This is a genomic window from Paenibacillus ottowii, assembly GCF_006874425.1.
In the GTDB taxonomy this organism is placed as follows: domain Bacteria; phylum Bacillota; class Bacilli; order Paenibacillales; family Paenibacillaceae; genus Paenibacillus; species Paenibacillus ottowii.
Window position 1 is genome coordinate 101407 of sequence record NZ_VIJZ01000003.1, and the last position, 19458, is coordinate 120864.

Sequence of the window (19458 nt, forward strand, 5' to 3'; positions counted from 1 at the left end):
GCAGGCAATTTATACGAAAGGATCATTACACCCAGCCCAGCTGGCTCTTCCCCTGCAAAATCCCTAAGACAGCCGATCAGGAAGAGATGGAAAGTAGGAAGTTAATTCATGGCATTTATTCAGCGTTATGCAACGAACCAGACCGAGGCTATTACCTTTATAGGAAATACACTCGGGCTGGCACGTTCTGCTTCGGCGGGGGTGCCAGGTACAGTGACCAGCATTGGCGCTTTCGTCACAACCAATACAGCCTCTCGCTTTGGCACGTATCCATTCGGCACGACTTCTTCCTTTGCCAGTAATTCATCGGCGGCATTTCTTGTGCTCCCTGCAGGCAGTACCGTGCTATATGCTGAGCTTATTTGGGGAGGAAGCTATGCCAATGGCAGTACCAATGTATTGTCCAGCGCCAGTAATCCGATCATATTTCAGACGCCTGCTTTATCTACTACAGTTAGCCCTGAATCTGCAACATCAGTCAACGTTACCAGTCTCAGTACCTATGTAAGAACCGCAAATGTAACGAATCTGGTCATTCAAGGCGGCGCAGGGGCGTACACGGTTGGAAATGTGACGGGCACCATCACGGTTCCCGATTCTACTAATACCAACCACGCTGGATGGACGCTGGCAGTGGTGTACAATAACCCATCTCTCCCCTTCCGTAATCTATCGCTGCGCGTAGGTGGTGAAGGGGTCAGCAGCGCTACTGGCTCAGTCAACGTGGTAGTAAGCGGGTTTGCCACACCTGTACAGGGGACTTTGCGCGGCAGGGCGTTAATTAGCGCCCAAGAGGGTGACGTGGATATCACCGGGGATCGTGCGTTGTTTGGACCTACCACGTCCAATTTGACTGCGCTGTCTGGGCCCAACAATTTCTCGACTAACTTTTTTGCGTCTCAAATTAACGGGGATGACGGTACATTGGTCACGACAGGGACCTTCGGTACTACGAATGCCGTGAATGGGACACCTGGGACGCAGGTCACGGGGGGACGGCAAGGCTGGGACATTACCAACGTCGATATCTCTTCTACACTACTAAACAGCCAAACCAGTGGTGTCCTTCAACTAACCACAAATGGCGATATTTATATCGTTAATGCCAACGCCATTCAAATTGATATCAACGCCCCGCTGGTGACCCTGACTAAAACGGCCAGCTCTACAGGCTTGGTTATCGGCGATACTGTGACTTATACCGTTAGCATTTCAAATACAGGGCTCGTTAGCGCCTCTGACACCGTGCTTACGGACACCATACCTGCAGGGGCTACCTTTGTCCCCGGCAGTGTTATTGTCGCGGGCTCAGCCCAGCCTACAGCCAATCCTGCGACAGGCATTACAGTGGGCAGTGTAGCTCCTTCAAGCACGGTAACCATTTCCTTTCGGGCAACGGTCACTTCCTTGCCAGCCAATGCGCAGCTAGGCAATCAGGCATCGGCATCCTTTTCTTTTCAGACCGTTCCAGGCGGTCCTGTCATTTCTGGTAATGTCCCGTCCAACACTGCAAGTACGCCCATCTATCAGCCCATCATTAGGATGGTTAAAAGTGCCAATGCAACCACTGCTACCGTTGGGGACACCATTACGTACACGTTCCAGATATCAAACACAGGCAGCATCGCTGCCAATCTCAACTTTACTGAGAGCATCCCGGCGGGCTCATCCTTTGTTCCAAGCAGTGTGACTATTGGCGGTTCTTCCGTACCTGCTGCCAATCCCACTACTGGCTTTTCGGTAGGCACGATTAATTCGGGGGCTACTATACCAGTAACCTTCCAGACCCTCGTTAATACCGTTCCCGCCTCTGGTAATTTAACCGATCAGGCGACTTACACATATACCTTTACACCGCCTGACGGACGGGTATTGAATGGAAGCGGGACGTCGAACACGCTCACCATCCCTGTATCCTCGCCAAATGTGACCGTGACCAAGGCCTCTTCTCTGGTGGCTGCCGCTGTTGGAGAAACCATTCAGTTTACGATAACGGCTACCAATAATGGAATTGCAAATGTGACCAATGTAGTGGTCACTGATCCGCTACCAGGCGGGGTTGCCTTTGTATCCGGCAGTGTCACCGTAAACGGAACACCAGCCACGACAGCCACGCCTGTCAACGGGATTCCCATTGGCACTTTGGCTCCAGGGGCTTCGGTAACGGTTGTGTTTCGAGCAGCCATTAATTCATTGCCTTCCCCAGCGCAAATCAACAATCGCGCAACCGTCAGCTTTACCTCTGGTGCCTTTACTGGATCATCTTTGTCCAATCTCGTAACCATACCTGTCGTGATTGCCGCACCAACAGTTACCAAAAGCGCAAGCTCCAACCGTGCCAGCGTCGGTGGAACGATTACTTATTCATTTCTCATCGCCAATACCGGTACAGCCGTGTTAAACACAACCTTGACGGAAACTGTACCAGCAGGCTCCACTTTTATTTCAGGCAGCGTCATTGTCGGCGGATCTTCAGTTCCGGGTGCCAATCCCAATACCGGTATTACAGTAGGCACTGTAAATCCTGGAGCACAAATTACCGTCTCGTTTCGCACCACCGTAGACTCGCTACCGCCTGGAGGCGGATTAAACGATCAGGGGCTACTTCAATATACGTATCAGTTGCAAGACGGGAGGATTCTCTCCGGCTCTCTCCTGTCTAATATTGTTTCTGTATCTATTTCGCTACCTAGCGTGGCGGTAACCAAATCTGCGGGATTTACATCCGTTAGTGTAGGTGAAACACTGACCTACAGCGTGAACACAGTCAACAACGGGATTGATCCGATCACCAACACCGTCATTACCGATCCGCTTCCCGGCAGCGTCTCATTTGTACCTGGCAGCGTAATCGTTGGCGGCTCACCTGTGAGCACAGCGGACCCAAGAAGCGGCATTCCAGTCGGCAGCATTGGTGCAGGCGCATCTGTTCTAGTGTCCTATGCCGTGCAAGTCAATGCCGTCCCGTCCGTACAGCCGCTGCAAAACACAGCCAGTGTCAGTTTCACCAGCGGTAGTTTTACAGGGACATCCCAGACGAATACCGTTGCTGTGCCCGTTTATCAACCTCGCATCAGCATCGCCAAATCTGCAAATACAACAGCGGCTACAGTCGGCGATACGATTTTGTACACCTTACTGGTCACCAACAGCGGCAACTATAATGCTTCTGTAACACTGACCGATGCCATCCCTGCTGGATCTACATTTATAGAGAACAGTGTGATCGTCAATGGTGTTAGTCAGCCTGGGGCCAGTCCGGCAGCAGGTATTTTCATCGGAACTGTGTCACCGCAAAGCCCGATCACATTAACTTTCCAAACTGTAGTGGCTTCTCTTCCCACACCATCTGTGCTGACAGACCAGGCTACCGCTGCTATTTCCTTTACCTTGCCCGATGGGCGGGTACGAACAGGAAGCACATCGTCTAACGTGTTATCTATTCCTGTGTCTGCGCCAAATGTGTCTATTTCGAAGACTACAGACCGAACCACTGCCATTCCAGGCGATTCGGTGCCACACACACTGACTGTACTCAACAAAGGCATTCAGGCAGTGAACAATGTAGTTGTTTCCGATCCGATCCCAGCCGGCTCCCAATTCACTGCGGGCAGCGTAACACTGAATGGCATCGCAGTGGCCAGCGGAGATCCGGCATTAGGTATCCCGGTTGGGAATATTCCCCCAGGAGGAGGGGCTACGATTACGTTCAGGGTCACGGTATCCTCTCCATTGCTGAGCCCACCGCAGCTCAACAATCAAGCGCGTGTCAGCTATACCAGCGGCGCCTTTTCAGGTGTCTCAATTTCTAATCCGTTGACGGTAGCCGTCAATAGTCCAGTGCTAACTGTAAGTAAAACTGCTGCCCCCATACGGGCAACGGTTGGTGATGTCGTAACGTATTCCGTGGCGGTAACCAACAATGGCAATATAGCTGCTACTGCCACATTGACAGACAATATCCCCGCAGGCTCGGCGCTGGTGCCGAACAGTGTAGTCGTCAACGGTACTCCTGCTCCGGGCGCCAGTCCCGCAACAGGCCTGTCTATTGGCTCCATTGCACCCGGAGCTACGACTCAAACAACTTTTCAGGTGGTGATTACTTCCGTGCCTATACCTCCCCAACTCACCGACCAGGCGAATATCAGCTTTTCCTTTCAACCGCCGGATGGCCGGATTGTTAACGGCAATGTTTCGTCCAATATTGTCACAGTTCCTGTCTCTTCACCCAATGTGCAGGTTAGTAAAAGCGCCTCGGCAACTGATGCTGTCCCCGGTGATACGATAACCTATACCATTACAGCTACCAATAGTGGCATCGAAATTGTAACTGCTGTTCGTGTGACTGATACTATTCCGACAGGCTCCTCTTTTGTTCCGGGCTCCGTTACCGTGAATGGAACAACGCTGCCTTCAGCCAGCCCTTTGACAGGGATTCCTATCGGTTCGATCGCTGCCGGGGCGTCAGCAACTGTCACCTTTTCTGTGTCTGTTAGCAGCCTGCCTAATCCACCGCAACTGAGCGACCAGGCAACGGTTTCTTTTACCAGCGGCACACTGAATTTCGTATCGCTCTCCAACACCGTGGTCGTCCCTGTTTACCAACCTATTCTCAACCTCGTTAAGACTGCTAACACGAGTCAAGCAACCGTAGGCGATACCGTAGTCTATACTCTGACCGCCCAAAATACAGGTAATTTAGCAGCAACAGCTACCTTTACCGATGCCATTCCATCAGGTTCCTCCTTTATACCCAACAGTGTCACCGTAAATGGTTTGCCTGTTGCTGGAGCTAATCCCCAAACAGGTGTCGCTGTCGGAAACATTGCAGTAGGTGCCTCGGTCGCTCTAACCTTTCAAGTGGTGATTAATGCTGTCCCTACGGGCTTGGGCCTGTTAAATCAGGGCTCGGCCACATTCACTTTCCAGCCGCCTGACGGTCGAACATTAAACGGAAGCGTCCAATCCAATCCGGTGTTTATTCCAGTATCCAATCCAGATGTCACCGTGACCAAGACAGTCAATCAGACTTCTGTAGCCTTTGGAGACACCATTACGTACACCATTGCCGCAGCAAACGGAGGCATTGAACCTGTAACAGGAACGGTCTTTATCGACCCGATAGCTGATGGCACTACCTTTGTGCCTAACTCCGTACAAGTCAATGGCGTGACTATACCAGGAGCCAACATCGCCACAGGCGTGTCTGTAGGCACTATCCCCGCTGCCAGCTCGGCAACAGTCTCCTTTCAGGCCACAGTAACATCGTTGCCAGCATCAGGTTTATCCACGGATCAAGCAACGGTCTCCTTTAATTCCGGGGCTTTCGCAGGTCAATCGGTCTCGAATCAAGTCAGCCTGCCTGTATTTCAGCCGATTTTAAATGTGACCAATACTCTGAGCGCAGATCGTGCAACCGTAGGGAATACGCTTGGGTTTGTCATCACTGTCACGAATACAGGCAATGCGCCCGCAGAAACAGTCGTGCTTGATCTGTTATCCAGCTCGCTGAGCCTGAATCAAAATAGCGTATTGGTCAACGGTGCGCCCATTCCTGGGGCGAACCCGATTACAGGCATTGATATCGGCTCGGTCGCCCCAGGTGCAACGGTAACTGTCTCATTTAGCGCCGTAGTTATATCGGTTCCACCTGGCTCCGTATTAACCAACCAAGCCAACGTGAATTACACGTTCCAACTGCCAGATGGACGAACGTTGACCGGCAGCGGTGCCGCCTTGCCCGTATCCATTCCAATCTCATCACCCAATGTTACAGTCACGAAGGCTGCTGATGCGAATGTCGCTGTTGTGGGGGATTCTGTTCCGTATGTCATAACTGCGTTCAATAACGGACTCGATCCGGTGACTAGCGTAATCGTCACAGATACCATACCTTTCGGGACCGCCTTTGTACCAGGCAGCGTTACCATTAACGGCACTCCTGCTGTTACAGCCAACCCGCAAACTGGTATTCCTATCGGGACGCTTGGAGCCGGCGGCGGAGCCACCATTCGCTTTTTGCTTAATGTACAATCACTACCGTCACCAGCGTCCATTACCAATGAAGCGACCGTCAGCTTTACCTCAGGTGCATTTAATGGATTTTCTGTATCCACTCCCGTTACCATCCCTGTGTATCAACCGATCATCACTGTAGCAAAAAGTGCAGGAACAGGAAGAGCTACGGTTGGAGATACTGTAACCTACACCATTTCTGTCACAAATTCCGGGAATATCGGCGCGGATACCGTCCTTACCGATCCGATTCCAGCCGGGGCTGCCTTTATCCCTAATAGCGTAGTGATCAACGGTACCGCCGCCCCTGGTTCAGATCCAACCGTTGGGATTCCCTTAGGTATTGTTGGAGCCGCTACGACCGTTTCGCTCACCTTCCAGGCAGTGATTACTTCGCTGCCCGCATCGGGTACGCTGATCAATCAGGCGACCGCTGCTTACAGCTATCAGCCACCAGATGGCCGTGTCCTGACCGGAAGTGCAGTATCCCCGGCCGTGACCGTCTCCGTCTCTTCGCCGGACGTGGACGTGACCAAAACAGCCTCAGCTACTGATGCCGTAGTCGGAGACACCATTACTTATACCGTGATTGCTACAAATAACGGGATCAGCCCCGTCGTCAACACCGTCGTATCTGATCCGCTACCGCCCGGCACCAGCTTTGTTCCTGGCAGTGTGACCGTGAACGGCACATCTGTACCTACTGCATCGCCAAGCTCAGGTATCCCTGTAGGCACCATTGCGGTAGGTGGATCGGCAACCGTTACATTCCAATTCTCCGTCGTCAGTCTGCCTCAGCCGCCGCAAATAACTAATCAAGCGACCGTCAGCTTTACTTCAGGCGCGTTGACCTCATCTTCGCAATCCGATCCGGTTACCTTGCCTATTTATCAGCCGATCATCGGCCTGACTAAAACCGCTAATACCATGAATACACAGATCGGATCGACATTGGTCTACACCTTGACGCTAACCAATACTGGAAATATCGCCGTTTTACCAGTTCTCTCGGATAACATTCCTGCAGGTTCAGAACTACTACCTAACAGTGTAGTCGTTAACGGTATCCTTGTGCCGGGAGCTTCGCCAGTTACAGGCATAACACTCGGATCACTGGCTCCTTCAGGCAGTATCACAGTAAGCTTCCAAACCATCGTCTCATCTCTGCCAACTCCGCCTATATTGACCGACCAAGGACAAGTGAACTTTACGTACTCCCCACCGGATGGTAGAGTGTTGAGCGGTTCTGTCACATCCAATGCAGTTAATGTTGCTGTGTCTGCACCTAATATCCAGGTAACTAAAACATCCAGCCTGGGAGCCGCTGTAGTCGGAGATACGATCAGATATACACTGAGCATCACGAATAGCGGTGTGGATTCCGTCTCAGATACCGTTGTAACCGATACAATCCCAGCAGGTACTTCCTTCGTTCCGGGTAGTGTCCTTATCGATGGTGTACCTTTCCCTAACGCCTCGCCAATTGCTGGAATTGCCATCGGAAACGTCGCACCTGGAAATACATTTATCGTGAGTTTCCAGACATCTGTCCAGAGCTTGCCGCAGCCACCACTGCTCACGGATATTGCATCCGTTACATTTACCAGCGGAACATTCGCCGGTACTGCCTTTTCCGATCCACTCATCGTCCCTGTATTCCAGCCGTTAATTACACTTACTAAAGCATCCAGTACTCTTAATGCCTCCGTTGGCGATACACTAACCTATACGATTACAGCTGTGAATAATGGCAATATTGCAGCTGCTCTTACGATCAGTGATAATATTCCCGCCGGATCAGTATTTCTTGCCAACAGTGTCAGTATCGCTGGCAGTCCGCAACCTGGTGTATCTATCGAAACTGGCGTCCCGGTTGGATCCGTACTGCCAGGCGGAACGGTATCCGTCACCTTCCAAACCGTTATCAATGCCCTGCCAAATCCACAGGTGCTGGTCGATCAAGCATCAGGCTCATTCACCTTCCAGCCGCCGGATGGCAGAACCGTATCAGGATCATCTGTATCCAACAGACTCAGTATCTCTGTGTCGTCACCAGATGTGAGCATTGTTAAAGGAACAGCAGCTACAGACGCCATTGTTGGTGATATCATCACCTATACCCTGGCCGTCTCCAATAATGGAATCAGTACCGCCAATAATATAGTGGTTTCAGATATCATTGCAGCAGGAAGCTCCTTTGTGAACGGTAGTGTTACTATAAACGGAACCTCCTTCCCCGATGGAAATCCGGGATTTGGCATTGCCATCGGTACGCTCGCTCCTGGGGCCGTTACTACCGTTACATTCCAGGTTCGAGTCAATTTCCTGCCCACACCTGCACAATTAACCAATCAGGCATCAGTCAGCTTTACCAGCGGGGCATTTACTGGCAGCTCATCCTCTAATGTGGTAACTATTCCAGTCTTCCAGCCAATCCTGACAGCTGTCAAAACAAGCAATACCAATAATGCCACCATAGGTGACATCATCACCTACACAGTTGTCGTCTCCAACACCGGAAACATTGCTGCCTCGACTACGGTAAGTGACAATATTCCAGACGGCTCTGTATTCCTTCCAAATACAGTATCGATTAACGGCATCACTGCTCCTGGTGCAAGCCCGGTTTCCGGCATTCCGACTCCAGCCATAGCACCAGGACAATCGGCAACCGTCACTTTCCAAGTGCTGGTATCCTCCATCCCTACAGCTATACTGCTGGTAGATCAGGCTGAGGTAGGCTATCGCTTTAATGCTCCAGATGGCCGGGAGGCTGGCGGATTCCATTTATCCAACATCGTTGAAGTTGCCGTGTCACCGCTAGACATCACCTTAAGTAAAAACGTAAGCTCGCCTTTTGCCACGACTGACGATATCCTGACGTATGAACTCGTGATTCTTAACGAGGACGCAGGCACCGTGCAAAATGCCCGTTTAGTGGATACGTTACCAGAGGATATCGAGTTTATTACAGATACAGTTCAGATTAACGGGTCTACAATGACCGGAATAGATCCTGGTGACGGCATACCGTTGCCACCATTAGAAGCGAATACTAAGACCTTTATATCCTTTGAAGTCCGGATCGCTGCCACAGAACAGCCGGGACCGCGTACCAACCAGGCCCGCTTGTTACTTACGAATGGTGAAGAAGCAAGTGCCATTTTGTCCAATCCTGTAACGGTTGCTATTTTCCAGCCTGTAGTGAGTCTTGAAAAAACAACCAATACAGAGAGCGCACAGCCGGGTCAAAACGTCACCTATTCCATCATCGCAGAGAACATCGGAAATACGGGCGCCTTCGGCTTGTTGACAGACTTCTTGCCACCTGATCTCTCCTTTGTTCCCGACTCCGTTTCAGTTAATGGAGTGGCTCAATATGGTGTCAGTCCAGAACAAGGTATTGCTCTAGGCGTCATTGCACCTGGAGAAAGAACGACTACCGTCTTCTCCGCACTTGTCGTTCGTATCCCTGAGTCGGGCTTATTGGAGAATCAAGCTTCGCTGACTTACTCCTACCAGTTGCCAGATGGACGGAGCCTAGATCAAGAGACCACTTCGCCTTCTGTCTCAATTAAAGTAGCCACTGCCGATCCAGAAGGCCTGTCAGCGGTGCTGCGCACAACGGTATCTACTGCCGCACTGGGCGATGCGGTGCCTTACCAGTTGACTATTGTTAATGATGGAGGTTCTGTCGTTACCGATATAGTGTTAGCTGATTACGTACCAAGCGGCACCATCATAAGCCCGGACAGCCTGGGAATTGATGGTATTCCACCTGCTTCTAGCAAGCTGGGCGAACCCCTCTTTATCGGTAGCTTACAGGCGGGACAGAACATTGACGTGACCTACACCGTAAATGTTCAATCCCTGCCGGTCGGGGGACGTCTAAATAATCACGTGCGCCTTCAGTATGCCGATAGCGACGGTGCGAGCGAGATCACCAGCAATACCGTGACTGTAGCTGTTTTCGATCCGCAGCTTGCCGCAAACATCTCCACAGACAACAAGGAGGCCCAAGCAGGAGAAACCCTGACCTACACGGTACAAATTAATAACTACGGCAACATTACTTCAGAAGTTATTCTGCAAAATTTTATTCCTGCCGGAACCCTGTACATTCCTGACAGTATCCAATTGAACGGCCAATCATTGACAGGCGCCGATCCTGCTGCCGGAGTTAGTCTTGGGTCTGTGGAACCTGATCAGTCATTGACCCTGACTTACCAAGTAACCGTATCCGAGGCACCTTCAACTGGCTACATCGTGAATCAAGCTGCCTTTACCTACTCATTTACATTACCTGGAGGAAGAATCGTACCAGGCACATTAACTACCAATACCGTTACGATTCCAGTGGTGTTCCCACTGCTCGAATTAGTGAAGCAGGTGAACACTCATGACGCTTCTGTAGGAGACACACTTACCTTTACCATACAGATTACAAATAAAGGAGGAATCTCGGCGCAGTATCCCTTGTTCACCGATCCGTTGCCGCACGGACTTGTTTATGTGCCCGACAGCCTGACGATCCAAGATAAAGCGCAGCCAGGCGCTAATCCTGGCACTGGTATCACACTCCCGGATATTGCACCAGGGGAGACGCTTACACTTACGCTCCAGGCCCAAATTCGTGAAGCACCTGCTGATGGAACATTCAGCAACCAGGCCACCATCGAATATACCTCACGTCGTAGTGGTGGAGAGACCTTGAAGGAAACCATTCAAACCAACACCGTAGAGTTGACTGTCATCGCAGCTATTCCTAAACTTACACTTAGTTCTAGCGCTTTACGTGTCGCACAAGAAGATACCTTGTCCTTTACCCTTCAGATGGAAAACATCGGCAATACCCCAATGGAGGAACTATTGCTCACAGCACCATTCTCAGCTGAAGATTTCCTTGTACTGAGAACCGTCACCGTGAACTCAGTACCGCTTCCGCATCCTAATTTACTCCAAGGTATTCCATTAGGCCAGCTTGATCCTGACCACAAAGCCGTCATCGTCTTCTCCTTCGATATCGAATCTGCACTTCGCGCGTATCTGATCGCCCAGGCCATCCTACGCTATCAATTCCGGTATCCAGACGGACGCGTAGAGAAACAATCCGCCTCCTCCAATACCATTTTTGTGGAGATGGCTGACTTTGATGGTTCTCTAGAGTAAACGTTTTGTCAAACTGAGTTGAGCTCCTTACCCTTAGGTAAGGGGCTTTTTTATGTATCTAGTAAATATAAAAAAGCCCTGGAATATATTCCAGGGCAGTGCTAGCGCGTTATCCATTGCTAACCATCTTACCAATTATGTAGGTCGGCTATGCCGGGATGATTATAATTTGGTTACGTTAGCGGCTTGTGGTCCACGTGCGCCTTCGACGATGTCGAACTCCACGTCTTGTCCTTCTTCAAGTGTTTTGAAGCCTTCTGTTTGAATTGCGGAAAAATGTACAAATACGTCGCCGCCTTCAGCCGTTTCGATGAAACCATAACCTTTTTCTGCGTTAAACCATTTTACTTTACCTTGCATGCACTAACATTCCCTTCGTCATCAAATGAAGTGAAGCTCTCGCCCACATTTTTGACTATACCACCCAAAGTTATCCATTGTCAATTGGAATTGATAATGTTTTCATACATTTATTTGCCATCAATATTCTCCTGCTAATACAGTTGAATATCGTTACAATGAATTCTTAATGATTGTATAGAGGTTATAATATAGTAATAACCCGCTTCCCTGTATGCTGAAACAGGTGAAACGGGTTAGGGAAAATATTTTTATTTTCGGCGATCCATCAAAATGGCATCAGAAGAATAGGCGGTTTCGTAGGCATTGCGCTGAACTTTGGCCATGTTACGCTGTTGGAGCCAGTCGGCTGCTTCTCCTTTTAAGAAATTCATTCTGCTTATGATGGCAGTATCATTACTTAAAAGATTCTTTATACGATCGGTCTGTCCTACGTCTGCAGCACTTTGCTTAAGAAGTTCCTCTAGTTCATTCACTAGCAACTGACGACTTTCAACAAATCTCACCATCTCTTCATAAGATGTTACATTCAGTCGATTCATTAAATCAGTAGTAAGGTTTTCCAGTTGACCGATAAGCTCATCCATGGTTGGCTCCTATCGCTGTATCCGCAGCACCCGTTGTCAACTTACTTGCCTGTACCCAGGTTTCGCGTAATTCGGTGAGATATCCTAGAGCTTCATTGGCTGGATCTGCACTTTTTTTTATGTTGGCTTGAATTAAAAGATAATTCATATATTCGTAGAGAGCAAACAAGCTTTTAGAAATATCGTAGGAATGATCCAACGTCGACATTAGCTCACTAACGATGGTCTGTGCTTTACCAAGGTTTAGGTTAACCTTTTGGTAGTCCTTAGAATCTAAAGCAACCAGCCCTGCCTTAACAAAGCGAATGGCTCCATCATATAACATAACTACAAGTTGAGAAGGAGTAGAGGTCTGAACCGAAGACTGCCGATATTTTTCATAAGGAGATGTAATCAATCCGCTCACCCTTTACTATCTATTTTAACAAACCTGTCAGACTAGACGACTGGGATTGATATTTATTCATGGCTTCTTCCATGGCTGAGAATTGTTTGTAATAGCGTGTTTCCATATCACTTAGCCGGCTTTTCATGTCAGAAATTCGTTTATTGTAATCTGCAAGTTGCTTGCCCATAATACTTTCTGATTTAAATATACTATTCACATCAGAACTAAACTTAGATGTACCTGCCTTCTTAGCTAGTAAGTCCAATGTTCCGTTCAATTCGTCACTGATTTTACTATATATTCCTGTATTCGTACCATCAGCGCTACCCTGAAAAATATTCATGACTTTTTGAGGGTCTCTCTGTAAAGCAACCTTAAGCTTCTCCTCGTCAATATATACTTTTCCATTTTCATAGTATTGTCCCGTTGTAATTCCTAGTGCACTTAGATCACCGAGACTTCCTGTAATCACTGAACGCATCGAGGAGACTGCTGAAGATAGGATATTGTCGTTTTTGAGAAGACCACTTTTAGCCTTTTGTTCCCAAAGTGTAATATCATTCTCTTTCATATCTTTCTTTTGTTCATCTGTAAGTGGCTGATAATCACGGTATTTTTCCTCTTTGACTTTCGAACTAAAGGTATTGAGTAAGTCATTGTAATTTTGAACGAAATTTTTGATCGTATCTAGCGCTTTAGCTGGATCTGTTTGAGTTTGAACTTTCGCAAGATCTGTAGATGTGTTCGTTGATAAAAGGGTGAGCGTGACACCATTAACAGTAAGAGAATTGTTATTAGTGGTAAATTCCTTAAAATTCAAACCACCGTCCGTACTAATTTTTACTGTTCCTGCTGTAGCGTTTTGTATTGTACCCATTCCCAATAATGTTTTCAAAGTACCTGAACCATCTGTAAGATTCGTTCCATAATCTTTTGATGTGATGGAAAATTTACCGGATACTTCATCAAAACTCGCATTAACCTTCATATCGGCATCCGCACTAATTGTCTTAATAACGTCATTTATAGTTTTGTCGCTAGAAAAGGTTAAGGATTTCCCATTAATGGTGACTGTATAATCTGCTGCACCAGTACTAGTGGATAGATCTCCAATTTTTGTTGTTAGTGTAGCATCTGCACTAGAGCTAGTCGATAACTTACTTCCACTTGTCATATTCGACTTTTGCGCGATACTTGTAACTTGTACAGCCATCGCCGCACCGCTCGCATTAGCACTTGCGTCTGCTTTGATTGCGGTCGTATTTCCCGATACAACCGCCTGTTGTGTATTCATCGCAGGTGATAACTTAAACCCCGAAAGTTTAGTTCTGAAATCAACAATTTTGCTATTTAACTCTCTATAGCTGTCCCGTGTCCATTCCAAGATTTGTTTCTGTTGATTCAACTTGTTTAATGGGGCTTTTTGAGCAGTCATTAAACTTGTGACCATGCTATCGATATCCATTCCGGAAAATCCGTTAATACGCATGATATAATTACCTCCTTACGCTTTTTGGTCTACTAGGATTCCTGCTATTTCCATCATCTTAGCTACTAGGTCCAATGTTTTTTCTGGGGGAATTTCTCGGATAAGTTCTCCGCTCTCTTTATTCAGGACCTTCACCATAATTTGGTGTGTCTTTTCATGTACGCTAACTTCTAATGTTGTGGAAGGACCCTGTAGAGCCTTAACTGCTCGGTCTATTGCCTTAATTAGCTGTTCCTCACCAAGTGACACTGACATCCCTTGTTTTTCATGCTTTGTTAATTCAAGATCGGTCTTAATAGTTTGTATTATCGCACCACTATTAGTATTGTGAGAACCAGTGTACTCACTCTTTAAATTACCACCTTTTACTGCATCCACTGTGGTACTTGTCGAAACTGAGAACTGCAGATTCATCTGACAACCTCCGATACATGTTTTTATAATATATATCGGCTAGACCATCAATGAACTGAATAGAGTATAAATTTGTAGATTATAATTTTCGATCCCAAGGATGGTAAGCAGTTATCTACATAGCTCTTTATCAATCATTCTGGACAACTTATCCCTGCCGTTAATGTTTAAGTGAGAAGCATCGTAAAAATCCTTCTCTTCAAAATTACGACTCCTAAAGTAGTCTAGTAACTTAAAATCATATTCTTCCTTCATCTCTTTAATGATCGAATGAAATTCTCGTTCTAGCTTAGGGGAAAACGCGTCACTATAACATTTTGCTACAGGACATACAACAAATACTGGCGTGATCTTGTTTTTTTGCAGCATATCAAGATACTTTTTGAGTATTGCTTTATTTTCTTCCACAGTTTTTGGGTAATTTTTGTTGCTGTCTTTTTCTGCTAAAACGGCAGCATGGAGTTTATCATCACTAGACATTTCTCGACTTCTAAGAATAGTATTTTCTTCTTCTTTGCTTTCTTTAAAAGCCTCGAAGACTTTTATTGTCAAATCATCTAGCAATAACTTCTTACTAAGAGTTTCAAACTGATCATAGTCTTGTTGAGCTTTCTTCTCTTCATGATAGTTATGCATTGTTTGAAAGATCGGATAATACATGCGCGAACGATCTTTATAGATACTTAAAGATAGGTCAAAATGAAAACTATAATAACTAAGCCCAATAATGAAATTGCTTATTGTTTTATTAGGGTTAAAGTAATCAAGTATCCACTCCGCAATCTTATAATCATAAAAAAGATCTTGACTGGATAAAGCCATATTTTTATAGTTCCCGCCCAATAACTCTGTATTAATTCCTACCTCATGATATGAAATACCTGTAACTATACCAGTTATGTCATTCTGGTTCTCAGTTATGCTGTTAATATTTTTATGATACTCATATAGATAATAATTATTTAAAGCACCCACCAAATCAATAATTTTGCTTGCATCGAGCGAACTAAGTAAGCTGTTTGCTTCAAGCTTAACAATATAATCATATTCAAAAGAATTGATCTCATTAAGACCAATGACTTTAGTATTTCTTATAATTCTCCCAGCATATTGTCCACTAGAATCGACGATTGCCTCAACTGTGCATTTATTTGGATCAGTAAGAAGATAAGCAAACTCTGTTAAAGTGTTAACTCCAAAAATTATCACTTTATACTTCCTGCTGACTCCACCCTGACCTTTATTATCTGTTTGTAACAAAGAGGCTTCCAGCGAAGACTCTTTATTCTCTATATTTAACTTGGAACAGAGTTCACCAACCAATTCATTTAGATTTCCTATATAATCTGGATAGAAATATGAATTATCTATTGTAAGAAAATATTCACAAATAGCAGCCGCTCTATCTCTAGCCCCTAATCCATAAAGCACTCTAGAAAGCAAGTACCAAAGCTCCATGTTCATCTTGTGAATTTCCAAAGTAGATGTTAGAAGTTCAAATGCATTTGAGTACATTTCCAACTCCATGTAACATAAAGTAATCCAACGTATGCACACTGGGTACTCTATCGATTCTTTACTAGTGACAGACAAAACATCTTTTAGAAACCTCAATACTTCCACATACTTTTTATGCTCAAATAAGGCCGCCACTGTTTTGTACTTAGTATTTGTTAAATTAGGATTTTTACTTTTAATTAATACTTTTTCAGGAAACCCCTTTTCTAGATAGTCCCTTCTTTTATAAAATAACTCCCAAGAAATATTACTTATTCCTTGAACGGTTGAATATTCTACAGGTCTCCAAATCTCGCTTGCTTTCGTAGTGTCTAGAAGGTGGTTAATATAAAGTAATTCCTCATTAGAAAGTTGATCCTTATCTTCACAAATTATATCCCATTCATTGTTTTCTTGGATTTGCACCTTATGAGCAGATACACTTTTATAAAAACATAATAATTCGGATAAAATTGTATCCCAGCTAAATGAATTTGCAGTATCTATACCATTTTTTTTTAATTTTTTGTATAACTCCTCATCATTTAACAAACGTATAACCTGATCGGTAATTCCCTGTATATCACGAACATTAGTCACCAAGCTATTATGCTCGTTAACCGCGTATTCCATAACGCCATTACTATCAGTTACTACTACTGGGGTACCACAAGCCATGGCCTCTAACGGTGGAAGAGAAAAAGACTCATAGTGCGATCCTGATACATAAACATAAGCATCTCGATAGAGTTCCGCAATTTTGGTTTGCGGAGGATTAATATATACTTGTCCATAAGGTTGTAGTGGCTCATTGGGAGTTATCCAAACAAAATCAAGATCATAACCTCTATCAACAATATTTTTATGCACCTGCTTTAAATCATCAATACCTTTAAACTCTACCCTATCACTACCAACGACAATCATTTTTCTAACTCCCAAAGAGTTAGAGGACTTCTCATAAAATACATTTCTATTGAGAGCATTGTGAAATACCTTTGGTCTACGTTTGAACTTACTCTCTATAATCCATGATACACGCTCTGATACTGTCGTTATATATGCAGGCAGCGCAAAGAGATGATTTAAGGTGATTGACAATTCTTCGCTCACATCCGTGAATAAGTGAAAATCTCCCTGCTCAAAATAAACAACTGGTGCAATGCCTGCATCGACACAAACATTAATTTGATCCCAATAAGTTGCGACTATAACGTCACAATCAGGTATAAACTGAGCTATATTAACTTGAAAGGGTATCTTAATATAATTTACATCAATAGGAAACCAATCCGGTTTGGGAAAATGGGAAATAATAGAGACCTGAGTTCCTAGCTTTTTCAGTCCATTTGCGTGTTCAAGTATTATCTTATTCCCCCCGCAAACATTAACGTGTCCTATCACATAAACAATATGAATATTTTGTTTAGGCTCTTTAGGGACAAGTCTTTGAGTCTCAGCATATGCGAGGCGCTTCATTCTGGTCCTATATTCTTCAGATCTAGCTTCACTAATAATTTGGCTTAGCATTAGCTGAACTCCTCTCAAGTGTAAAACTAAAATTTCAGTAAAGCCTTAAGAATTCACCCAATCTGAGAATCTAAATTTCTTTTTAATTTCTGCTTTAATCACTCCCATGCCTTCAGAGTCATTCAGTGCCTCGTACAAGTTAAAACATCTCTCATACGACGAATATTCGGGTTTCAATTCCAATAGCCTGGAATAGAATAATTGCGCATCCTGTAAATAGCCAGATTTAAGACAAACATCGCCCAGTAAACGCACTAACATTGAGTTTCTAGGTTGTCTTTCGAAGCATTTAGAAAGCACATCTATTGCTACTTCATTAAAGCCATAATTCACTAAAACTTCGCCCAATCTAATATTTATGTCAACATCTGACTTGAGGATCATTGTCGAAATTTTCTCAAAAACGTCAAATTCCTGTAAGCTTATTAAATGGGTTATTACTTTCATAATAATTTCTTCTGTTCTAGTAGTTATCACAGGTTTCTTATCATTTTTGCCATCCATTAAGAAAGTGTATAAGGTTTTTTGCTCTTTATTACTAAGATTAAGAAGCGGTTGAATTAATTGAAATAGAGTCTGATCATTTAGTATAGTAGCAAGCACAAGCACGTCCAATGCGTTCTCTTCACCAACTGATATTTGCTCCCAACAGTGCTTAGACTCTTCATATTTTTTATCAAACAGCAGAGCAACTGCTCTGATCTTATCTTCAACTGTCAAACTATAACTATCCAAATATTCATTAAGTAGCGGATGACGCAAAGAATACATAGACTCCATGAGCCAGCGTAATTCTTCTACATTTGATATATTGTAAATATTGTTTATATTTTGCTTTACGTCCTCGAAAGGAATATTGCCTTTCAAAATGATCTCAAAGTAATGATTCAGACCAGGTACAAACAACTTTTTTTCTTGAATCACTTTAATGATCTCATCATAACTTTTTGCCAGCTCACCTTTTTTATAATAAAGCAGGGATAGATAATAGTGAGCTCCATAACCCCCAGCTCCCTCAGTGACAGTTATTCCTTTATCACCCATGACTACGCATTTTCGAAATGTAAGTTCAGCATCTTTAAAATAACCAGCTTCGAAATAAATTTTACCTTGTGCATAACGCAAATCCACTGTATTTGGAAATATCTCAACTGCATCTTCTAAAACTCTCAAACCTTCCTCATGTTTGTCCAAATAGCTCAGGCATGTTGCTATTCTAGTTAAAAGCTCTGGAGTATAAGATTTATCCTTACTGAGTGGGTATGATCTTTGATAGAACTCTATCGCCTTTTTATAGTTGCCCAAGGAGTAGTATACATTCCCTGTGTTAAACAAATTGTAGCCATTTGGATTTTCAGCGACTTCCTTTAACATAATAGGTAGGTTTCTGGATAGCTTATCTTTTTCCGCTAAGGTTTCATTCATATAACCAGTGTGCAGAATAACAAAGTCTGCCATTTCATTTGAATACTCATAATTCTCGTTCATAGTGTCTAAATGCTCGTGCAGACGATTTTTATATTTTAACTGTGGTTTATTTACAAACAATCGAATTGCAGTATGTGTATGCGCCCAACCAAAAGATAGCAAATTTCTAATTCTTATTAGGTAATAATCCTTACCTGACCCGACAACTGTTTTTAAGTCCGTATTCGACTCCAAATACTCATCTGCATCCAGTACTAGAATATAATCAGATTCGGCATATTCTAATGAACGATTGCGGGCTGCTGCGAAATCATCGGCCCATTGGTAGGAATATACTTTCTCTGTATATTTCCTTGCAATTTCCATCGTTGAATCTGTCGAGCCAGTATCTATTATGATAATTTCGTCAACTTTGTTTTCAACACTATTTAAACATCTATCTAACACTTTCTCTTCATTTTTCACGATCATGCACAAAGAAATAGTTTTGTTCATGGTAAAACTCCTTTTTTAGTAAGTGCGTTATATAACTTTTATCGGCTGTTTCTTATGTCTTCATTAGCCTTGAAAAAGGAGTTCTC

General features: G+C 44.7%; 8 protein-coding genes. 1 reads left to right on the forward strand and 7 read right to left on the reverse strand.

Annotation, left to right across the window (positions count from 1 at the left end; genetic code table 11):
* The first annotated feature begins 108 nt into the window (after positions 1-108).
* Positions 109-11184 carry a DUF7507 domain-containing protein gene (locus FKV70_RS07470; RefSeq protein WP_142612387.1) on the forward strand — a complete coding sequence of 3692 codons (11076 nt, stop codon included), beginning with the start codon at positions 109-111 and terminating at the stop codon, positions 11182-11184.
* Positions 11185-11346: 162 nt separating this feature from the next.
* Here the strand turns inward: FKV70_RS07470 and FKV70_RS07475 are convergent, their stop codons facing one another.
* The 7 genes from FKV70_RS07475 to FKV70_RS07505 all read right to left on the reverse strand — a co-directional run bounded on the left by FKV70_RS07475 (position 11347) and on the right by FKV70_RS07505 (position 19372).
* Complete coding sequence (locus FKV70_RS07475) at positions 11347-11544, reverse strand: cold shock domain-containing protein (RefSeq protein ID WP_007432685.1); 198 nt, start codon at positions 11542-11544, stop codon at positions 11347-11349.
* 251 nt (positions 11545-11795) lie between these two features.
* A complete protein-coding gene (locus FKV70_RS07480) occupies positions 11796-12131 on the reverse strand; it encodes a hypothetical protein (protein ID WP_142612389.1) in 336 nt (111 codons plus the stop codon).
* Positions 12124-12528: a flagellar export chaperone FliS gene (fliS, locus tag FKV70_RS07485; RefSeq protein ID WP_142612390.1), complete on the reverse strand. Its 405-nt coding sequence runs from the start codon at positions 12526-12528 to the stop codon at positions 12124-12126. The genes FKV70_RS07480 and fliS overlap by 8 nt, the downstream gene beginning before the upstream one ends.
* Before the next feature lie 19 nt (positions 12529-12547).
* On the reverse strand, positions 12548-14008 hold the full coding sequence (gene fliD, locus FKV70_RS07490; protein ID WP_142612392.1) for a flagellar filament capping protein FliD: 1461 nt from the start codon (positions 14006-14008) through the stop codon (positions 12548-12550).
* A gap of 15 nt (positions 14009-14023) precedes the next feature.
* The gene (locus tag FKV70_RS07495; RefSeq protein WP_142612394.1) at positions 14024-14422 is read right to left on the reverse strand and encodes a flagellar protein FlaG; all 399 of its coding nucleotides are present in this window, start codon (positions 14420-14422) and stop codon (positions 14024-14026) included.
* A gap of 111 nt (positions 14423-14533) precedes the next feature.
* Positions 14534-17449, reverse strand: a complete 2916-nt coding sequence (locus tag FKV70_RS07500; RefSeq protein WP_142612396.1) for a glycosyltransferase family 4 protein — start codon at positions 17447-17449, stop codon at positions 14534-14536.
* A gap of 45 nt (positions 17450-17494) precedes the next feature.
* Entirely contained in the window at positions 17495-19372 is a 1878-nt protein-coding gene (locus FKV70_RS07505; RefSeq protein WP_142612397.1) for a glycosyltransferase, read from the reverse strand.
* Positions 19373-19458: the final 86 nt, after the last annotated feature.